The sequence below is a fragment of the Nesterenkonia cremea genome, from assembly GCF_014642675.1.
In the GTDB taxonomy this organism is placed as follows: domain Bacteria; phylum Actinomycetota; class Actinomycetes; order Actinomycetales; family Micrococcaceae; genus Nesterenkonia; species Nesterenkonia cremea.
Genome location: NZ_BMIS01000002.1, coordinates 363,699 through 382,422 on the forward strand (window position 1 = coordinate 363,699; position 18,724 = coordinate 382,422).

Annotated in this window: 18 protein-coding genes; 15 read left to right on the top strand and 3 right to left on the bottom strand. The window is 67.8% G+C overall.

Annotated elements, in window-relative coordinates; all coding sequences use genetic code 11:
• Positions 1-40: 40 nt before the first annotated feature.
• The 15 genes from efp (at position 41) to metK (ending at position 15,570) form a co-directional block, all read left to right on the top strand.
• Entirely contained in the window at positions 41-598 is a 558-nt protein-coding gene (efp, locus tag IEW85_RS03905; protein WP_188682845.1) for an elongation factor P, read from the top strand.
• A gap of 17 nt (positions 599-615) precedes the next feature.
• The gene (gene nusB / locus IEW85_RS03910) at positions 616-1,029 is read left to right on the top strand and encodes a transcription antitermination factor NusB (RefSeq protein ID WP_188682847.1); all 414 of its coding nucleotides are present in this window, start codon (positions 616-618) and stop codon (positions 1,027-1,029) included.
• Positions 1,030-1,110: 81 nt separating this feature from the next.
• Positions 1,111-1,683, top strand: coding sequence for a bifunctional pyr operon transcriptional regulator/uracil phosphoribosyltransferase PyrR (gene pyrR, locus IEW85_RS03915; protein WP_188682849.1), 573 nt, complete (start codon positions 1,111-1,113; stop codon positions 1,681-1,683).
• Positions 1,680-2,687 (top strand): aspartate carbamoyltransferase catalytic subunit, encoded by a 1,008-nt coding sequence (locus IEW85_RS03920; protein WP_188682851.1) that lies wholly within the window; start codon positions 1,680-1,682, stop codon positions 2,685-2,687. The genes pyrR and IEW85_RS03920 overlap by 4 nt, the downstream gene beginning before the upstream one ends.
• Positions 2,684-4,027 (top strand): dihydroorotase, encoded by a 1,344-nt coding sequence (locus tag IEW85_RS03925; RefSeq protein WP_188682853.1) that lies wholly within the window; start codon positions 2,684-2,686, stop codon positions 4,025-4,027. The genes IEW85_RS03920 and IEW85_RS03925 overlap by 4 nt, the downstream gene beginning before the upstream one ends.
• Positions 4,024-4,584 (top strand): PH-like domain-containing protein, encoded by a 561-nt coding sequence (locus tag IEW85_RS03930; RefSeq protein WP_188682855.1) that lies wholly within the window; start codon positions 4,024-4,026, stop codon positions 4,582-4,584. The genes IEW85_RS03925 and IEW85_RS03930 overlap by 4 nt, the downstream gene beginning before the upstream one ends.
• Positions 4,581-5,813: a glutamine-hydrolyzing carbamoyl-phosphate synthase small subunit gene (carA, locus tag IEW85_RS03935; RefSeq protein WP_188682857.1), complete on the top strand. Its 1,233-nt coding sequence runs from the start codon at positions 4,581-4,583 to the stop codon at positions 5,811-5,813. The genes IEW85_RS03930 and carA overlap by 4 nt, the downstream gene beginning before the upstream one ends.
• On the top strand, positions 5,806-9,117 hold the full coding sequence (gene carB / locus IEW85_RS03940) for a carbamoyl-phosphate synthase large subunit (RefSeq protein ID WP_188682859.1): 3,312 nt from the start codon (positions 5,806-5,808) through the stop codon (positions 9,115-9,117). Before carA ends, carB begins: the two co-directional genes overlap by 8 nt.
• The gene (gene pyrF, locus IEW85_RS03945) at positions 9,114-9,974 is read left to right on the top strand and encodes an orotidine-5'-phosphate decarboxylase (protein ID WP_268234648.1); all 861 of its coding nucleotides are present in this window, start codon (positions 9,114-9,116) and stop codon (positions 9,972-9,974) included. Before carB ends, pyrF begins: the two co-directional genes overlap by 4 nt.
• A gap of 152 nt (positions 9,975-10,126) precedes the next feature.
• Positions 10,127-10,447 (top strand): integration host factor, actinobacterial type, encoded by a 321-nt coding sequence (gene mihF, locus IEW85_RS03950; protein ID WP_188682861.1) that lies wholly within the window; start codon positions 10,127-10,129, stop codon positions 10,445-10,447.
• A gap of 95 nt (positions 10,448-10,542) precedes the next feature.
• On the top strand, positions 10,543-12,000 hold the full coding sequence (locus tag IEW85_RS03955; protein WP_188682862.1) for an aldehyde dehydrogenase family protein: 1,458 nt from the start codon (positions 10,543-10,545) through the stop codon (positions 11,998-12,000).
• 19 nt (positions 12,001-12,019) lie between these two features.
• The gene (gene gmk / locus IEW85_RS03960) at positions 12,020-12,601 is read left to right on the top strand and encodes a guanylate kinase (RefSeq protein ID WP_188682863.1); all 582 of its coding nucleotides are present in this window, start codon (positions 12,020-12,022) and stop codon (positions 12,599-12,601) included.
• Between the two features lie 55 nt (positions 12,602-12,656).
• On the top strand, positions 12,657-12,920 hold the full coding sequence (rpoZ, locus tag IEW85_RS03965) for a DNA-directed RNA polymerase subunit omega (RefSeq protein WP_188682864.1): 264 nt from the start codon (positions 12,657-12,659) through the stop codon (positions 12,918-12,920).
• 31 nt (positions 12,921-12,951) lie between these two features.
• Entirely contained in the window at positions 12,952-14,295 is a 1,344-nt protein-coding gene (locus IEW85_RS03970; protein WP_188682865.1) for a bifunctional phosphopantothenoylcysteine decarboxylase/phosphopantothenate synthase, read from the top strand.
• A gap of 72 nt (positions 14,296-14,367) precedes the next feature.
• On the top strand, positions 14,368-15,570 hold the full coding sequence (metK, locus tag IEW85_RS03975; protein WP_188683002.1) for a methionine adenosyltransferase: 1,203 nt from the start codon (positions 14,368-14,370) through the stop codon (positions 15,568-15,570).
• A 3-nt stretch (positions 15,571-15,573) separates the two neighbouring features.
• On the opposite strand, the gene IEW85_RS03980 is transcribed toward metK, so the two are convergent.
• From IEW85_RS03980 to ligM, 3 genes are all read right to left on the bottom strand, one after another.
• Positions 15,574-16,794, bottom strand: coding sequence for an MFS transporter (locus tag IEW85_RS03980; protein WP_188682866.1), 1,221 nt, complete (start codon positions 16,792-16,794; stop codon positions 15,574-15,576).
• 56 nt (positions 16,795-16,850) lie between these two features.
• Complete coding sequence (locus tag IEW85_RS03985) at positions 16,851-17,108, bottom strand: hypothetical protein (protein ID WP_188682867.1); 258 nt, start codon at positions 17,106-17,108, stop codon at positions 16,851-16,853.
• Positions 17,109-17,317: 209 nt separating this feature from the next.
• Positions 17,318-18,721, bottom strand: a complete 1,404-nt coding sequence (gene ligM / locus IEW85_RS03990) for a vanillate/3-O-methylgallate O-demethylase (protein WP_188682869.1) — start codon at positions 18,719-18,721, stop codon at positions 17,318-17,320.
• Positions 18,722-18,724 lie beyond the last annotated feature (3 nt).

An 18,724-nucleotide genomic window follows, 5' to 3' on the forward strand; every position in this document is an offset into this window, starting at 1 on the left:
ACCCGTCGGTCCAAGAAGCAGATCAGAGAGAGACGCACCTGTGGCAACCTCGAACGACATCAAGAACGGCTCTGTGCTCAAGCTGGAAGGCCAGCTCTGGAACACTCTGGAGTTCCAGCACGTCAAGCCCGGCAAGGGCGGCGCCTTCATCCGCACCAAGCTGAAGAACATCACCTCGGGCAAGGTGGTCGACAAGACCTTCAACGCCGGTGCCAAGCTTGAGTTCGCCACGGTGGACCGCTCCACCTATCAGTACCTCTACATGGACGGCGAAGACTACGTCTTCATGGACCTGCGCGACTTCGACCAGGTCACCGTCCCGGCCACTGTGGTCGGCGACGCCGCCAACTTCCTGCTGGAGTCCGCTGAGGTCCAGCTGGCCATCAACGAGGGCACCCCGCTCTACATCGAGATGCCGCCCTCGGTGGTCCTGGAGATCACCCAGACCGATCCGGGTCTGCAGGGTGACCGCTCCAAGGCAGGCACCAAGCCCGCGACCCTGGAGACCGGTCACGAGATCCAGGTCCCGCTGTTCGTGGAGCAGGGCACCAAGGTCAAGGTCAGCACCTCCACCTCCGAGTACCTCGGCCGAGTCTGAACGGCGCACGGAGAACAGTGGCAAAGAGAAGCAAAGCACGACGCCGGGCCCTCGAAGTCCTCTTCGAGGCCGAGCAGCGGGACATGGACCCGTTGCAGGTCCTGCGTGTCCGCCGGGAGAAGGCCGATCTCATCGTCAACGACTATGTGGTCGAGATCCTCGACGGTGTGAAGACCGAGCAGGAGCAGATCGACGAGCTCCTGTCCACCTACGCCCGCGGATGGACCTTGGACCGGATGCCGCGGGTGGACCTCATGGCCCTGCGCATCGGGGCTTGGGAGCTGCTCTACAACGAGGAGATCCCCGACGGCGTCGCCGTGGCCGAGGCCGTGGCGCTGGCGCGGGAGCTCTCCACCGATGAGTCCCCGCCCTTCGTCAACGGCCTGCTCGGCCGGCTGCAGAAGCTGAAGCCGACCCTCGAGCTCGGCTGAGGTAAGCTGACACCCGGCATAACTTGATACACACTTCAAGACCTCCTTTAAGGATCGTCCCGTGAGGCGAGGAAGGAGTCTATGGTGGCGACACCTGAGACTGCAGAATCATCGCAGGTCATGTCCGCATCCGATGTGGAGCGGGCACTGACGCGCATCGCGCATGAGATCGTCGAGACCCAGCGGGGGACCGAGGGCCTCATGCTGCTGGGCATCCCGCGCCGCGGAGCGCCCTTGGCCGTTCGGCTGGGGGAGAAGCTGGCGCGGATCGACCCCTCATTCGACCCGGCCGCCTCCGTCGGAGCTCTGGACATCACCATGTACCGGGACGACCTCCGCTCCGGAGCCGCCCGCACCCCTGAGCCCACGCATGTGCCCGACGCCGGCGTGGACGGGGCCACGGTCGTCCTGGTGGACGACGTCCTCTACTCCGGGCGCACCATCCGTGCGGCCCTGGACGCCCTCTCCGATCTGGGACGGCCCCAGACCGTCCGGCTGGCCGTGCTCGTGGATCGCGGGCACCGTGACCTGCCCATCCGCGCCGATCATGTGGGGAAGAATCTGCCCACCTCTCGCGAGGAGCGGGTCTCGGTGAAGTTGGCCGAGACCGACGGCGTCTCCGCTGAGCAGGAGGGTGTGGTGATCACCCGATGAGGCACCTGCTCTCCACCGCTGACCTCAGCCGCGAGGACGCGCTGAGCATCCTGGACACCGCCGAGGAGATGTCCGGAGTCTCGGCTCGCGAGGTCAAGAAGCTCCCCACGCTGCGCGGACGCACCGTGGTCAACCTGTTCTTCGAGGACTCCACCCGCACGCGCATCTCCTTCGAGGCGGCCGCCAAGCGGCTCTCGGCGGATGTCATGAACTTCTCCGCCAAGGGGTCCTCGGTCTCCAAGGGGGAGTCCCTGAAGGACACCGTCCAGACCCTGGAAGCCATCGGGGCCGACGCCGTGGTCATGCGGCACTGGGCCTCCGGAGCCGCTGCCCAGCTGGCCGCCTCCGACTGGACCGACTGTGCTGTGGTCAACGCCGGAGACGGAACCCATGAGCACCCCACCCAGGCCCTGCTGGATGCTCTGACCCTGCGCCGCCGCTGGCATGCCGCCCACCACGGGCCCGACCAGTCCCCGCGGGGCACCGATCTGAGCGGCATGAAGGTGCTGATCGTCGGCGACATCCTGCACTCCCGGGTGGCGCGTTCGAACATCTGGCTGCTCAACACGCTCGGTGCAGAGGTGGGGCTCGTCGCCCCGGCCACGCTGCTGCCGGTGGGGGTGGAGACCTGGCCCGTCACTGTCCACTACAGCTTCGACGAGGCACTGGCCCCCGACTCTGCCGGACGCACACCGGATGCGGCGATGATGCTGCGCGTCCAGGCCGAGCGCATGGTGGGCGGAGGCTTCTTCCCGACGGCCGCCGAATACACCCGACGCTGGGGGCTCACCGATGAGCGGCTGGCCACGCTGGAGCGGCTGCGGCTGGGGGAGACCGACTGCCCCGCCATGCTCCTGCACCCCGGCCCCATGAACCGGGGCGTTGAGGTCTCCTCAGCAGCCGCGGACTCCCCGTTGAACCACGCACTCGACCAGGTCTCCCACGGTGTCTCCGTGCGCATGGCGGTGCTCCACCTGCTGCTGACAGGAGCTGATGACTCATGACCGCCCCCGCGAATCCCGCACTTCTGGTCACCGGTGCCCGCCCCTACGGCGAGGAGCCCCAGGACCTGCTGATCTCCGAGGGCCGCATCGCCGCCGTCGGGACCGAGGCCGACGGGCAGGCCGAGCAGCTGCGTGCCCAGGGCACCGAGGTGGAGACCATCGAGGCCGAGGGGCAGATCGCCCTGCCCGGTCTGGTGGACCTGCACACCCACCTGCGCGAGCCCGGCCGGGAGGACGCCGAGACGGTGGCCACCGGCTCCCGCGCCGCAGCACTGGGAGGCTTCACCGCCGTGCATGCGATGGCCAACTCCTCACCGGTGGCGGATACGGCCGGCGTCGTGGAACAGGTGCACCGGCTGGGACTGGACGCCGGATACACCGAGGTCTACCCGGTGGGCGCGGTGACCGTGGGCCTGGCCGGTGAGAAGCTGGCCGAGCTGGGTGCGATGGCCGAGTCCTCCGCCCAGGTGCGGATGTTCTCCGACGACGGTCACTGTGTGCACAACCCGGTGCTGATGCGCCGGGCACTGGAGTACGTGAAGGCATTCGACGGCTTCATCGCCCAGCACGCTCAGGAGCCGGCGCTGACCGGCTGGGACACCGACACGCCCGCCCAGATGAACGAAGGCTGCGTCTCCGCCGAGCTCGGTCTGCCCGGCTGGCCCGCAGTGGCCGAGGAGGCGATCATCGCCCGCGATGTGCTGCTGGCCCAGCACGTGGGCTCGCGGCTGCACATCTGCCACGTCTCCACCCAGGGCAGCGTGGAGATCATCCGCTGGGCCAAGGAGCGCGACATCGATGTCACCGCTGAGGTCACCCCGCACCACCTGATCCTCACCGATGAGCTGGTCCGCAGCTATGACCCGGTGTACAAGGTCAACCCGCCGCTGCGCACCGAGGCTGATGTCCATGCGCTGCGCGCGGGCCTGGCCGACGGCACCATCGACGTCATCGGCACCGATCACGCCCCGCACCCCACTGAGGCCAAGGAATGCGAATGGTCCCAGGCGGCCATGGGCATGACCGGGCTGGAGACCGCACTCTCCGTGGTGCAGATGACCATGGTGGAGACAGGGCTGATCGACTGGCGCCGCGTCGCGGAGATCACCTCCGCCAAGCCCGCCGAGATCTACCGGCACGCCCACCAGGGCCGCCCGCTGGCCGCCGGTGAGGCCGCCAACCTGATCCTGCTGAATCCCGAGGCCAGCCGCACGGTGGACCCGGCCCAGCATGCCTCCAAGGGGCGGAACTCGCCCTTCCGCGGCATGGAGCTGCCCGGCCAGGTGCGCACCACCGTCCTCAACGGCCGGGCTGTGGTCCGGGAAGGAGCACTGGTATGACCTTCGCCATGACCATGACCTACCTGAACTACTTCTGGGTCTCGCTGGGCGCGATCCTGCTCTTCGGGGCGTTGATCTGGCTGGGCTGGCGTAACCGCAAGCGCCGCCAGTCGCATCTGCCCGCACCGGCTGAGATCCCGGCCGAGGTCATCGACGCCGAACCGCTGGCCGCCGGTGAGGGGATGGTGATCGGAACCGTCCGCGCCGAGGACTACCTGGACCGTGTGGCAGTCCACAGCCTGGGGCTGCGCACCGACGGCCGCGTGGAGGTCCATGAGGCCGGCGTCGCCGTCCTGCGTGCCGGGGCTCCGAACTTTCTCATCATGCGGGAAGCCCTGCGGCACACGCGCACCGACCGCGGCGTCGTCGGTAAATTCGTCGAGCGCGACGGTGCGCTCATCATCGGCTGGCAGCTCGGCGACGAGTTCGTGGAGACCGCCTTCCGCGTCCGCCATGCCGAAGCCCACCAGCAGCTCCTGGGTGAGCTGCAGAAGCTCACCGGCCGTGGAGCAGACGCCCACGGCGACAACCCTGATGAGGAGTCCAACACCCCATGAGAATCGAACCGGCTCTCTTCGTCCTCGAGGACGGAACCGTCCATGAGGGAACCGCCTATGGGGCCCGCGGCAGCCGCCTGGGCGAGGCGGTCTTCTCCACCGGCATGACCGGCTACCAGGAGACGCTGACGGACCCCTCCTACGCGCGTCAGATCATCGTGCAGACCGCCCCACACATCGGCAACACCGGCATCAACGACGAGGACCTCGAGTCCCGGAAGATCTGGGTCTCCGGCTATGTGGTCCGCGACGCCGCCCGCCGTCCCTCCAACTGGCGCTCAGTGCGCAGTCTGGACGAGGAGCTCACCGCCCAGGACGTGGTGGGCATCAAGGATGTGGACACCCGCGCCATCACTCGCCACCTGCGCGACCGCGGCTCCATGCGGGCCGGCATCTTCTCCGGCGAGGCGGCCTCGCGCTCCATGGCCGAGCTGGTCGAGGAGGTCCGCAGTCAGCCCGAGATGAAGGGCGCCCGCCTGGCCGAGGAGGTCACCGCCGAATCCGCCTATGTGGTGGAGCCGGCCGACCACGGCTGGCAGGGTGAGCCGCTGGCCTCCGTAGCCGCCATCGACCTGGGGCTGAAGAACATGACCCCGGTGCGCATGGCTGAGCGCGGCCTGCGCGTGCACGTCCTGCCGGCCACCACCACCTTCGCCGAGATCGAGCAGCTCGACGCCGACGGCGTCTTCCTCTCCAACGGCCCCGGCGACCCGGCCACCGCAGCCACCCAGATCGGCCTGCTGCGCGCGGTGCTGGATGCGAAGAAGCCGTTCTTCGGCATCTGCTTCGGCAACCAGATCCTCGGCCGCGCCCTGGGCTTCGGCACCTATAAGCTGCCCTTCGGCCACCGCGGCATCAACCAGCCGGTGATGGACCACGCCACCGGCAAGGTGGAGATCACCTCGCAGAACCACGGCTTCGCCGTGGACGCACCCATCGGCGAGGTGGTGACTGCCCCGCAGGAGCAGTACGGCCGCGTGCAGGTCAGCCACTCCAGCCTCAACGACGACGTCGTCGAAGGACTGCGCTGCCTGGACATCCCCGCCTTCTCCGTCCAGTACCACCCGGAGGCCGCCGCCGGTCCGCATGATTCGGCCTACCTCTTCGATCGGTTCGTCGAGATGCTGACCAGCGACCGCGTGACCACCGGCGCCGACACCCTTCCCCCTGAAGACCGGAGGCCGTCGGCCTCCGCCGAGACCACCGGAGGTTCCGCTCTCCATGCCTAAGCGCACCGACCTCAACTCCGTCATGGTGATCGGCTCCGGGCCGATCGTCATCGGCCAGGCCGCCGAGTTCGACTACTCCGGGACCCAGGCGCTCCGCGTGCTGAAGGAGGAGGGCATCCGGGTCATCCTGGTGAACTCCAACCCCGCCACGATCATGACCGACCCGGAGTTCGCCGACGCCACCTACGTGGAGCCGATCAGCCCCGAAGTGGTCGCCAAGATCATCGAGAAGGAGCGGCCCGACGCCCTGCTGCCCACCCTGGGCGGGCAGACCGCGCTGAACACCGCCATCGCCCTGGACAAGGACGGTGTGCTGGAGAAGTTCGGTGTGGAGCTCATCGGGGCGAACATCGAAGCCATCGAGCTCGGCGAGGACCGTGAGAAGTTCAAGGGCGTGGTCGAGCGCTCCGGCGGCGAGTCCGCACGCTCGCGGATCGTCCACTCCATGGAGGAGGCCCTGGAGGCCGCCGAGGACCTGGGCTACCCGATGGTGGTCCGCCCTTCCTTCACCATGGGCGGCCTGGGCTCCGGCATGGCCTATGACGAGGAGGACCTGCACCGGATCGCCGGCGCGGGCCTGCAGTATTCGCCCACCACGGAGGTGCTCCTGGAGGAGTCCATCCTGGGGTGGAAGGAATACGAGTTGGAGATGATGCGCGACGCCAACGACAACGTCGTGGTGGTCTGCTCCATCGAGAACCTGGATCCGGTGGGCGTCCATACCGGCGACTCCATCACTGTGGCTCCGGCCATGACCCTGACCGACCGCGAGTACCAGAAGCTGCGCGACATCGCGATCGACGTCATCCGTGAGGTCGGCGTGGACACCGGCGGCTGCAACATCCAGTTCGCCGTGGACCCGAAGACCGGCCGCGTGGTGGTCATCGAGATGAACCCGCGCGTCTCCCGCTCCTCGGCGCTGGCCTCGAAGGCCACCGGCTTCGCCATCGCCAAGATCGCCACCAAGCTGGCAGTGGGCTACACCCTGGATGAGATCCCCAACGACATCACCCAGAAGACACCGGCCAGCTTCGAGCCGACTCTGGACTATGTGGTGGTCAAAGTGCCGCGCTTCGCCTTCGAGAAGTTCCCGGCCGCGGACCCCACGCTGACCACCACGATGAAGTCCGTGGGGGAGGCCATGGCCATCGGCCGCAACTTCACCGAGGCGCTGCAGAAGGCGCTGCGCTCCCTGGAGCAGCGCGGCAGCGAGTTCGACTTCGCCCCCGCCGAGGGCCAGGAGCTCGACGCTCTGCTCGAAGGTATGAAGACGGCCACCACGGAGCGGCTCTACCAGGTCCAGCGAGCCCTGCTCTCCGGCGTTCCGCTGGAGACGGTCTTCGAGATCACCGCCATCGACCCCTGGTACCTGGATCAGCTGCAGCTGGTCAACGAGGTGGCCCAGGGTGTGCGCTCCGCCGAGGAGCTGGACGTGGCAACGCTGCGTGCGGCCAAGCGCCACGGCTTCTCCGATGAGCAGATCGGCGCGCTGCGCCATATGGATCCGGCCGTGGTCCGCGGCGTCCGTCACGCCCTGGGCATCCGTCCGGTCTACAAGACGGTGGACACCTGCGCGGCAGAGTTCCCCGCCTTCACGCCCTACCACTACTCGTCCTATGACCGTGAGGATGAGATCGGCGGTCATGAGAAACCCTCGGTCATCATCCTGGGCTCGGGCCCCAACCGTATCGGACAGGGCATCGAGTTCGACTACTCCTGCGTCCACGCCACCTTGGCCCTGCGCGAGGCCGGCTACGAGACGGTCATGGTCAACTGCAACCCGGAGACTGTCTCAACCGACTATGACGTCTCCACCCGCCTCTACTTCGAGCCACTGACCCTTGAGGACGTCCTCGAGATCATCGCAGCCGAGGAGCGCACCGGGGGAGTGGCCGGTGTCTTCGTCCAGCTCGGCGGCCAGACCCCGCTGAAGCTGGCCCAGCAGCTGGCCGACGCCGGGGTGCCGATCCTGGGCACCAGCCCCGAGGCCATCGACCTGGCCGAGGACCGCGGCGAGTTCGACCACGTGCTGCAGAAGGCCGGCCTGATCGCCCCGAAGAACGGCACCGCCGTGAGCTTCGAAGACGCCAAGCGCGTGGCCGACGGCATCGGCTACCCCGTGCTGGTCCGGCCCAGCTACGTCCTGGGTGGACGCGGCATGGAGATCGTCTATGACGAGCCTGGCCTGGAGCGCTACATCGCCAATGCCACGGAGGTCACTCCTGAGCACCCGGTGCTGGTGGACCGCTTCCTCGAGGACGCCATCGAGGTGGACGTGGACGCACTCTACGACGGCGAGGAGCTCTACCTCGGCGGCATCATGGAGCACATCGAGGAGGCCGGCATCCACTCCGGCGACTCCGCCTGCGTGCTGCCCCCGATCACCCTGGGACCGGATGTCCTGCAACGGGTGCGCGAGGCCACCAAGGCCATCGCGGCCGGCGTCGGGGTGCGCGGTCTGATCAACATCCAGTTCGCCGTGGCCTCCGATGTGCTCTACGTGATCGAGGCGAACCCGCGTGCCTCCCGCACCGTGCCCTTCGTCTCCAAGGCCACCGGTGTGCAGCTGGCCAAGGCCGCTGCGCATATCGGCACCGGCATCGGCATCGCCGAGCTGCGCGCAGGATCCGGGCGCCCGAACGCCGGCGTGCTCCCGGAGACCGGCGACGGCTCTCTGCTGCCCCCGGGGGCTCCGGTCTCGGTGAAGGAAGCTGTGCTGCCCTTCGCCCGGTTCCGCACTCAGGAGGGCCGCGTGGTGGACTCGCTGCTGGGCCCCGAGATGCGCTCCACAGGGGAGGTCATGGGCATCGACAAGCACTTCGACACCGCCTTCGCCAAGTCCCAGCAGGCCGCGAACAACCCGCTGCCCACCAGGGGCAAGGTCTTCGTCTCGGTGGCCAACCGGGATAAGCGCGCGATCATCATGCCGGTGAAGCGTCTGAAGGACCTGGGCTTCGAGGTGGTCTCCACCGGAGGCACTGCGGATGTGCTGCGCCGCAACGGCATCGAGACTGAGGTGGTCGCCAAGATCGCCGACGTCGACGGCGGCGAGAGCGGCACCATCCTCGAGGCCGTCCAGAGCGGAGAGATCGCGCTGATCATCAATACGCCCTCCGGCGGCGACGCCCGCAGTGACGGCTACGAGATCCGCGCCGCAGCCACCTCCATGGGCACCCCGGTGATCACCACTGTGGCCGAATTCGGTGCGGCCCTGCAGGCGATGGAGGCCCAGCGCCAGTTCACCTGGTCGGTCGCCTCGCTGCAGGAGCACGAGCAGCGTCTGGCCGAGGCGGCGGGCCGGTGACAGCGGCGGCGGGCGGCCCGGTCGGCTTCGGGGCGAGGCTCACTGCGGCCATGGAGCAGCATGGTCGACTCTGTGTTGGCCTCGACCCCCATCCGGGCATGCTCGCCTCCTGGGGGCTGAGCGACGACGCCGCCGGTCTGCGCGAGTTCGGGCACCGGGTCATCGGCGCGGCGGCCGGCCGGGCCGGGGTGATCAAGCCCCAGGTAGCCTTCTTCGAGCACTACGGGGTCTCCGGGATGCAGGCCCTGGCCGAGATCCAGCAGGAAGCCCGCGAGGCCGGACTGCTGGTGGTGGCCGACGCCAAGCGCGGTGACATCGGCTCCACGATGGCGGCCTATGCCGAGGCCTGGCTGAACCCGGAGTCCGAGTTCGCCGCGGACGCGCTGACCGTCACGCCCTTCCTGGGCTTCGGCTCGCTCTCTCCCGCCGTGGAGGCCGCACAGCGCTATGAAGCGGGGCTGTTCGTCCTGGCGCTGACCTCCAATCCGGAGGGCCATGAGGTGCAGCTGGCCCAGCGTGAGCGGGTGACTGTCACCGAGCAGATCGTCCGCGCAGTGGCCCAGGCCGACGGCGGCACTGCAGAGCGTCAGGGGCGGTTGGCCGACATCGGGCTGGTGGTCGGGGCCACGACGGCCGGGCTGGCCGCCGAGCACGGCATCGACCTGACCGCCGGCAGCGTTCCCATCCTGGCCCCGGGGTACGGGGCTCAGGGCGCGACGGCACAGAGCCTGCGCGATGACTTCGGCTCCGCCTACTCCCAGGTCTTGGTGAACGCCTCGCGCAGCATCTTGGCCGCAGGGCCTGATGAGGCGGCGCTGGCGGGGGCCGTGGAGAAGACAGCGGCAGAGCTGGTCTGAACGGCCCGACTGTGGTCTGAGCTGGAGCTTCCTGTGTGAAAAGTGGCCTCAGCCGGGTCGTGGGCTATTGCCCCCTGCGAGGATTGCCGCTAGATTCTGGCACATGTGATGTCCGGCGTGCCCCACCCCCCCCCCTTGGAGGAGAATCAACCGTGGCTCTGCGAGAACTCAGCAAGGAAGAACGCGATACGGCCCGGAAGAAGGCTCTTGCGGCACGGATCGAGCGTGCCGAGCTGAAGCAGAGCTTCGGAGAGGGCAAGACCACCTTTGCCGAGGTTCTGACGAAGGCTGGGTCCTCGGAGGCGGTGGCCCGGCTGAAGACCATCGAGCTCCTGGAGTCCCTTCCCGGCGTCGGCCGTGTGACCGCCGGCAAGGTGCTCGAGGAGCTGGGGATCTCGGAGAACCGCCGCATCGGCGGACTGGGTGTGAAGCAGCGTGCTGCGCTGTCGGATTACCTGGACAGCCTCAGCTGAGCATTTCGTTGAATGGATGACCCCCTTGCACTGTGTCGCCTGACACGGTGGACTTGTGATGTTGCACACAAGCTCTTGTTCTAAGGGGAACTGCTATGGGTCTGCTGGACACCGCCGTATGGGACGGAAAGATCTTCATCGACGAATGGATGGCAGGATCCGGAGGCACGCAGCCGGTCATCGAGCCGGCCACCTCCCAGCAGCTGGCCACCCAGGGATTCGCCACACCTGAGGACGCTCAGCGCGCGGCCACAGCTGCCGCCGCCGCACAGAAAGAGTGGGCTGCGAAGAAGCCCGAGGAGCGCGCGGCCGTGCTGCGGAAGGCCGGGGACCTCTTCGAGCAGAACGCTGAGGAGATCCACTGGTGGATCCAGCGCGAGTCCGGCGGGATCGCCGCCAAGGCCGGCCTGGAGACCCATGTGGCCGCCAATGAATGCTTCGACGCCGCGTCCCTGCCCACGCTGGCCCAGGGTGAGGTGCTCTCCTCCAATGACGACCGCTGGTCCTTCGCCCGCCGCCGTCCCCTCGGAGTGGTCTCAGTCATCGCTCCCTTCAACTTCCCGCTGATCCTGGCCATCCGCGCCGTCGCGCCGGCCCTGGCCACCGGCAATGCTGTGCTGCTGAAGCCGGATCCGCGCACCACGGTCTCCGGCGGCGTGAGCATCATGCGCGTCTTCGAGGAGGCCGGCCTGCCGGCAGGTCTGCTCCAGTTGCTGCCCGGTGGCGGAGACGTCGGCGCCGCCGTGGTCGAGGCTCCCGAAGTCGAGATGGTGGCCTTCACCGGCTCCACTCCCGCCGGCCGCAAGGTGGGGGAGACCTGCTCCCGGCTGCTCAAGCGGGCCCATCTGGAGCTGGGCGGCAAGAACGCGATGATCGTGCTCGAGGATGCCGACACCGATCAGGCCGCCTCCGCAGCGGCCTTCGGCTCTTTCATGCACCAGGGCCAGATCTGCATGACCGCCGGGCGGCACATCGTCCACGACGCCCTCTACGACGAGTACGTCTCCAAGCTGGCGGATAGGGCCAAGAACCTGCCGGTGGGAGACCCCGCCGAGGCCAGCACGGTGATCGGGCCGATCATCGATGAGAACCAGCTGAATCGGATCGACGAGATCGTCCAGGATGCAGTCCAGGCCGGGGCCAAGGTGGCCGCCGGCGGCAGCTCCTCCGGAGCCTATTACAACCCCACTGTCCTGACCGATCTGACACCGGACAACCGTGCCTGGCGCGATGAGATCTTCGGTCCGGTGGCCCCGGTGATCCGCTTCTCCGATGTGGAGGAGGCCATCGCCCTGGCGGAGGACAACGAGTACGGGCTCTCCCTGGGCATCCTGGGCGACGTGGGTCAGGCGATGCAGATCGCCGATCGGGTGACCTCCGGCAAGATCCACATCAACGAGCAGACGGTCTCCGATGAGGCCCATGCACCCTTCGGCGGGTTCAAGGACTCCGGCAACGGCACACGGATCGGCGGAGCCACCACCAATCTGGAGGCCTTCACCGAGATCCAGTGGCTCACAATGCGCCCGGAGACCGCGCCCTACCCGTTCTGAGGGCGATAGGATGTGGGGCATGCCTTTGCAGGATCAGCAGCAGCCCACCGTCACCGTCCTCGCCGGCCCGACCTCTGTGGGCAAGTCCACCTTGAGTCGATACATCCGCAGCGCGTACCCCCAGGTGCACTTCTCGGTCTCGGCGACCACGCGGCCGCCCCGCCCGGCAGAGGTGGACGGTGAGGACTACCACTTCATCGATCCTGTGCGCTTCGACGAGCTGGTGGAGGCCGAGGACTTCCTGGAGTGGGCCACGGTCCATAAGAAGCACCGGTACGGGACGCTGCGCTCCACAGTCGAGAGCGCGCTGGCCGAGGGCAAGAGCGTGCTGCTGGAGATCGATCTGCAGGGTGCGCGGCAGGTGAGGCAGACCATGCCGGAGGCTCAGTTCGTCTTCCTTGCGCCTCCGACCTGGGACGATCTGGTCTCACGGCTCATCGGCAGGGGCACTGAGAGCGAAGAGGAACAGCAGCGACGCTTGGAAACCGCTAAGATGGAACTTGCGGCAGAACCGGAATTCGACGTGACCGTCACCAATGACGACGTCGAACGTGCCGCAGCCGAACTGGTGAAGCTCATGGGCTTCGACACAGCCGCCTGAGGCCGGCACCAGCCACAGACTTTTCCCCGACCGCAACCGAAGGACGCAGTTTCAAGTGACCGAGCAGCTCGAAGGCATCATCAATCCGCCGATCGACTCCCTGATGGAGAAGAACGACTCCAAGTACGCCCTGGTGCTCTTCGCCGCCAAGCGTGCCCGTCAGATCAACGCATACTACGCGCAGCTGCACGAGGGCCTCTTCGAGTACGTGGGCCCGCTGGTGGACACCAAGCTCAACGAGAAGCCGCTGTCCATCTCCCTGCGTGAGATCAACGAGGACCTTCTGGTGAACCACCCCGCAGAGGCACCGGCTTCCTGAGCCGAAGAATCTGCTGGAAGACATCGACCTGATGCGCATCGTCCTCGGGGTCAGCGGAGGCATCGCCGCCTATAAGGCGGTGATCCTCCTGCGCCTGCTCCGAGAGGACGGGCATCAGGTCGACGTCATTCCGACCCCCTCCTCGCTGGAGTTCATCGGACGGGCCACCTGGGAGGCCATCAGCGGCCGTCCCGTCACCACCTCCGTCTTCGAAGGGGTGGAGCAGGTCCGCCACGTCCGGCTGGGGCAGGAGGCCGATCTGGTGATCGTCGCCCCGGCCACCGCAGATCTGCTGGCTCGGACGCGCGCCGGGATGGCCGATGACCTGCTGACCTCCACCCTGCTGGCCACCGAGGCACCCACGCTGATGGCGCCCGCCATGCATACGGAGATGTGGCAGAACCCCGCCACCGTGGAGAACGTGGCCGTGCTGCGTGAGCGCGGCCTCCAGGTGATGGACCCCGCAGTGGGACGCCTCACCGGCAAAGACTCGGGGCCCGGGCGCCTGCCCGAACCCGAGGACATCAAGGCCCGGGTGGATGAGCTCACAGGAGAAGGCGGTCAGTGGTACGCCCGCTCGCCGCGCAGCGGGCTTGAGCTCCATCCTGGGGTAGGCGTGGTCCAGGGCGAGCCCGACACCGCCCCCTCCGGCCGACTCAGCGGCCGCACAGTGGTCGTCACCGCCGGCGGCTCCCGAGAGCCTCTGGACCCTGTGCGCTATCTGGGCAACCGCTCCTCCGGGAAGCAAGGCATCGCGCTGGCAGCGGAGGCCGCGGCCCAGGGCGCAGAGGTCACTCTGATCACCGGCATCATCGACGCCGAGCTCCCGCATCCGCTGCCGGTGAACCTCACCGTGCAGAGCGTGGAGACCGCCCAGCAGCTGCAGCAGGCAGTGCTGGCCGCCGCCGAGCACGCCGATATGCTCATCATGGCCGCCGCCGTCGCCGATTTCCGTCCGGCCGATTACGCCCAGGCGAAGATCAAGAAGACTGAGGACGGCCAGAATCCGGTGATCACGCTGGAGCGGAATCCGGACATCCTGGCCGACTTGGTGCGGCGTCGCAATGCCTCCGGGCGAGGTCCGGGCGTCATCGTCGGCTTCGCCGCAGAGACCGGCGACGAGAGCACCGACCCGCTGGAGCTCGCCCAGCAGAAGCTGCTGCGCAAAGGCTGCGAGCTGCTGGTCTTCAACCGGGTGGGGGAGGACCTCGTCTTCGGTCAGGACCAGACCGAGATCCAGATCTTGGCCTCCTTCGGCGCGCAGGGGGTGTTGGGGGATGCGGACCCGGTGCACGTCACCGGGTCCAAGCGGGAGGCGGCGGTCGCCGTCGTCGGCCGTGCCGCCCAGCTGTTGGAAGCGACGCAGCAGCTCTAGGACCAGGCGGGGACACTGCGTCCCCATATGACAGTGGGGATGAACGCCCAGGTGCTCCAGCGATAGGATGATCTGGTGACCACTTCTGATTCTCTGCGCCTGTTCTCTTCGGAGTCGGTGACGATCGGCCATCCGGATAAGATCTGCGATCAGATCTCCGACGCCATCCTGGACGCCATGTTGGCGGCCGACCCGGACTCCCGCGTCGCCGTCGAGACGCTGACCACCACCGGACTGGTGCATGTGGCCGGTGAAGTCACCACCTCCGGCTATGTGGAGATCCCGCAGATCGTGCGGAACACACTGCTGGACATCGGCTACGACTCCTCGGCCAACGGCTTCGACGGCGCCCGGGTGGGCGTCTCAGTGAGCATCGGCCAGCAGTCCCCGGACATCGCAGGTGGCGTGTTCAACTCTCTGGAGGCCCGCGGCGGCGCACAGGACCCCCGCGACGCCCAGGGTGCAGGCGATCAGGGGATCATGTTCGGCTACGCCACCAATGAGACCGACACCTACATGCCCACCTCCATCGCGCTGGCGCACCGCCTCTCCGCGCGGCTGACCCAGGTGCGTCAGGAAGGCGGGCTGGAGTACCTGCGCCCCGACGGCAAGACTCAGGTCACCATCGGCTACGACGGTGCACGCCCCGTGGCCCTGGACACTGTGGTGGTCTCCTCCCAGCATGACGATCTGATCAGCCAAGAGCAGCTGCAGGCCGACATCTCCTCCAATGTCATCGCACCGGTGATCGAGGCCTCCGGCCTGGACACCGCCGCCCATCACGAGATCATCAACCCCTCGGGTCCGTTCGTGGTCGGCGGACCGGTGGGCGACGCCGGACTCACCGGCCGCAAGATCATCGTGGACACCTATGGCGGCTACGCCCGCCACGGCGGCGGCGCCTTCTCCGGCAAGGACCCGTCCAAGGTGGACCGCTCCGCGGCCTACGCCATGCGGTGGGTGGCCAAGAACGTGGTGGCCGCAGGACTGGCCGATCGGGCCGAGATCCAGATCGCCTACGCCATCGGCCGCGCCCACCCCGTGGGCGTCTACGTGGAGACCTTCGGCACCGAGAAGGTGGACCCGGTGAGGATCTCCGCTGCGATCAGCGAGGTCTTCGACCTGCGCCCCCTGGGCATCATCGAGGACCTGGACCTCAAGCGTCCCATCTACCGGGAGACCGCAAAGAACGGCCACTTCGGCCAGGAGGGCGAGTCCTTCCCCTGGGAACGTCTGGACCGGGTGGAGGCGCTGCGCAGCTTCTTCGACGCCTGATCCTCAGGCGCGCTGCTCGGCCGGCCGGATATGGACGTTGCGTCCGCAGAACCAACCGATGGCCGTGTAGACGGCGGTGACCGCCAGTGCCGCGCCCAGCGAAGGCACCCAGGAGCCCGTGGCGTCGAAGACTGTACCGGCGAGGATCGGCAGCGATCCCGCGATGATGTAGCCCAGTCCCTGCGCCATCCCGGAGAGCTGGGTGGACTGCTCCGGACTGTTGGCCCGCAACGAGATCATCGTCATCGCCAGCAGCAGTGTGGAGGTGGAGGCGAAGCCGCAGACCATCGCCCACAGCGGCATCAGCGCCGGCAACGCCAGCATTCCGCAGAGGCCCGCGGCCATGGCCGTGCCGAGCCCGAGAGCCACCCAGCGGTGATCATCCAGGCGCTGCATCAGCCGCCCCACGGTGAGGGTGCCGATGATCCCGATGCCCTGGTAGGCGGCCACGCTGTAGCCGCCGGCGCGTTCGCTGAAGCCGTGGTAGGTGTGGATGGCGGCCAGCCAGGTGAGCAGGAAGTAGAACATCGAGGCCTGCAGCCCGAAGAACAGGGCCACCTGCCAGGCCAGCCCGGAGCGCCAGACACTGCGCTCCGCCGGTCGTTCTGCCGGCAGAGCCTCCTCAGCGGGCTGAGGCCGGTCCGCCGCTGCGTGCCCACGGCGAAGTCGCAGACTCCAGAGCGCGGTCCCGACGACGGCCACCAGCGCGGCGGAGGCCAGGGCGTACTGCCATCCGATCCCATCGGCCAGAGGCACGGCGATGCCGGAGGCCACTGAGGCCACAGCGGTCAGCGCGGCGGTGTAGGCCCCTGTCATCATGGGCACCCGGTCCGGGAAATCCCGGCGGACCACGATGGGCAGCAGCACATTCACCACGCCCACGGCGGCGGCGAGGATGATGGTTCCAGCGAACAGGGAATAGGGCAGGCCGGGGGCGGCGCGAAGCAACGTGCCCAGCACCAGGATGCCCAGGGCGGCGGTGATGACCGGTTCCAGGGACCAGCGCCGGGCCAGCAGGTGGACGAAGAGGGATACTGCGGCGAAGGTGAAGACCGGCAGGGCGCCGAGGACGCCCAGGGCTGCGGCGCTCATCCCGGTCTCTGCGCCGATGCGCTCGATGAGCGGGCCCACCAGGGTGATCGCAGGGCGGAGATTGGCCGCGACCACCAATACGGTCGCCACCAGCAGCAGCCGCGAGGGTGCGACGGAGTGTCTCTGCCCCATGGGCCCACCGTAGGACGAGGCTGTGGGGCGCGGCGGTACAGTCCCAGCGATCGGGATCAATGCTCCTCGGGCAGGATGACCTTCTCCAAGGTGTAGGGCGTCTCCGCCAGGGCCTGACCCATGATCGCCTCCATGACGGGAGTCGGGGAGAGGCAGTCGGTGCAGGCCTCGGCGCCTGCCTGGATCTGCACGGTGACGGTGTCCTGCTCGGACAGCGTCCAGCTGAGGTGGTAGTCGTCCTTCTGCATGGTCTCGCGGAAGGTGGCCAGGGCGCCGTCGATGGTCCTGGAATCGGAACCTGTCTGCTCGCTCATCGGAGTCTCCTTCGTCTGCTGTCTGAGACTCATCGTCGCCCAGTCCGGTGCGGCGGGCGACGGCTCATACCGCGGGGCGGAAACTCAGCTCGTGAAGGGAGCGGGCTCGGACGGAGCGGGCACAGCTGAGGCCCCGGGCCGACGGGTCCGGGGCCTCAGCCTGCCATGGACAGCGCCAGCTGGAGACTGCGGCCGGCGGAGCAGGGAGCTCAGGACTGCTCGGTGCGCCAGCCCCCTGCGTACTCCCTGCGGGCCACGGCGGAGAACGGAACCGGGCTGACCACAGCACGGATCTCGATCTGCTCGTGACGCTCCACAGTGGGCTTGGAGGTCCCGCCGTCGGGCTCGCCCCAGATCACCTTGACCTCGGCGCCCTCCGGGACATCGGGGGCGACAGTGGCCAGGGAGATCACCTGGCGCTCGTTATAGGTGTAGCCGGTGAACATGGAGAAGCCGACCGTGGTCCCGTCGGCGTCGATGACGGCGTCGTAGTTGGAGGATCCGTACTGGGCCATCGGCAGGTCGAAGTACTTGTACTGTGGACCGTCCGGATCCACCAGCGAGCCCCAGACCTTCTTGATGTCCTGGGCGTTCCAGGCCAGGGTCACCTTGCGATACTGGGAGGCCGGATCGAGCTTCTCCAGGGCCTCGCGGCCGATGAAGTCGTGGTCGAACTTCACGAACCCGCCGTAGCCCAGGGCCCAGGGGGTCAGGTAGTAGTCCTCGATGTTCTCCGAGACGAAGCTGCCCGCCAGCGCGTTCTTGGCCTCGTAGCTGTCGGCGCTCAGCCACTCGCGGTAGCTGCGCAGCTCCTCGCCGGTGTAGATGGCCGGCAGCGGGGAGGGGATCCAGCCGGATTCGATGGTGTTGGAGGAGTAGGTCCGCGAGCCCACCGGTCGGGTGCCGAACTCGGCGCCGGTCTCCAGGATGATGTCGCGGACCTCGTAGTAGTCCTCGTAGGGTCCCCAGATCTCCAGGCCGGGGGCGCCGGCCATGCCGTGGCGCAGCGTGCGCACCTGGCGGCCGCCGATGTTCATCCAGCTCATGTTGAAGAACTTCAGCTGCTCCAGCGGCTCGCCGTGGAGCTTCTCGATGACCTGCCAGGCGTTCGGTCCCTGGATCTGGAAGCGGTAGCACCTGCGCGAGACCGGACGTCCCATCGGTGCGGAGGGAGAGCGACGGTCCACCTCCACGTCCACGTCGTAGCCGCCGGTCTCAGCCTGGAACAGCAGCCAGTTGGCCGCGGGGCTGCGGCCTACGTACACGAACTCCTCCTCGGCCTCGCGGAAGATGATGCCGTCACCGATGACATGCCCATAGGGGGTCACCGGGACGTACTGCTTGGCCTTGTTCACCGCGAAGTTGGAGACCGTGTTCACCGCGGTGTCCGCGATGAGCTTGAGCGCATCCGGTCCCTTGATGAACAGGTTGTCCATGTGGTGGGACTGATCGTAGAGCACGGCGGCGTGGCGCCAGGCCTGCTGCTCGCTGCGCCAGTTGGAGAACTCGGTGGGGACCACCGGATAGACATAGGCGCCCAGCTGCGAGTTGCGCAGCAGGTCCACTGTGTCTCCGGATGAGTCCAGGACTCCCTGCAGATTCTGTGCTGTCATAGC

Coding starts and splice junctions, on each gene's coding strand:
- pyrR (WP_188682849.1), top strand. CDS start 1,111: ATGGTGGCGACACCTGAGACTGCAGAATCATCGCAGGTCATGTCCGCA.
- IEW85_RS03920 (WP_188682851.1), top strand. CDS start 1,680: ATGAGGCACCTGCTCTCCACCGCTGACCTCAGCCGCGAGGACGCGCTG.
- IEW85_RS03925 (WP_188682853.1), top strand. CDS start 2,684: ATGACCGCCCCCGCGAATCCCGCACTTCTGGTCACCGGTGCCCGCCCC.
- IEW85_RS03930 (WP_188682855.1), top strand. CDS start 4,024: ATGACCTTCGCCATGACCATGACCTACCTGAACTACTTCTGGGTCTCG.
- carA (WP_188682857.1), top strand. CDS start 4,581: ATGAGAATCGAACCGGCTCTCTTCGTCCTCGAGGACGGAACCGTCCAT.
- carB (WP_188682859.1), top strand. CDS start 5,806: ATGCCTAAGCGCACCGACCTCAACTCCGTCATGGTGATCGGCTCCGGG.
- IEW85_RS03955 (WP_188682862.1), top strand. CDS start 10,543: ATGGGTCTGCTGGACACCGCCGTATGGGACGGAAAGATCTTCATCGAC.
- gmk (WP_188682863.1), top strand. CDS start 12,020: ATGCCTTTGCAGGATCAGCAGCAGCCCACCGTCACCGTCCTCGCCGGC.
- IEW85_RS03970 (WP_188682865.1), top strand. CDS start 12,952: ATGCGCATCGTCCTCGGGGTCAGCGGAGGCATCGCCGCCTATAAGGCG.
- IEW85_RS03980 (WP_188682866.1), bottom strand. CDS start 16,794: ATGGGGCAGAGACACTCCGTCGCACCCTCGCGGCTGCTGCTGGTGGCG.
- IEW85_RS03985 (WP_188682867.1), bottom strand. CDS start 17,108: ATGAGCGAGCAGACAGGTTCCGATTCCAGGACCATCGACGGCGCCCTG.
- ligM (WP_188682869.1), bottom strand. CDS start 18,721: ATGACAGCACAGAATCTGCAGGGAGTCCTGGACTCATCCGGAGACACA.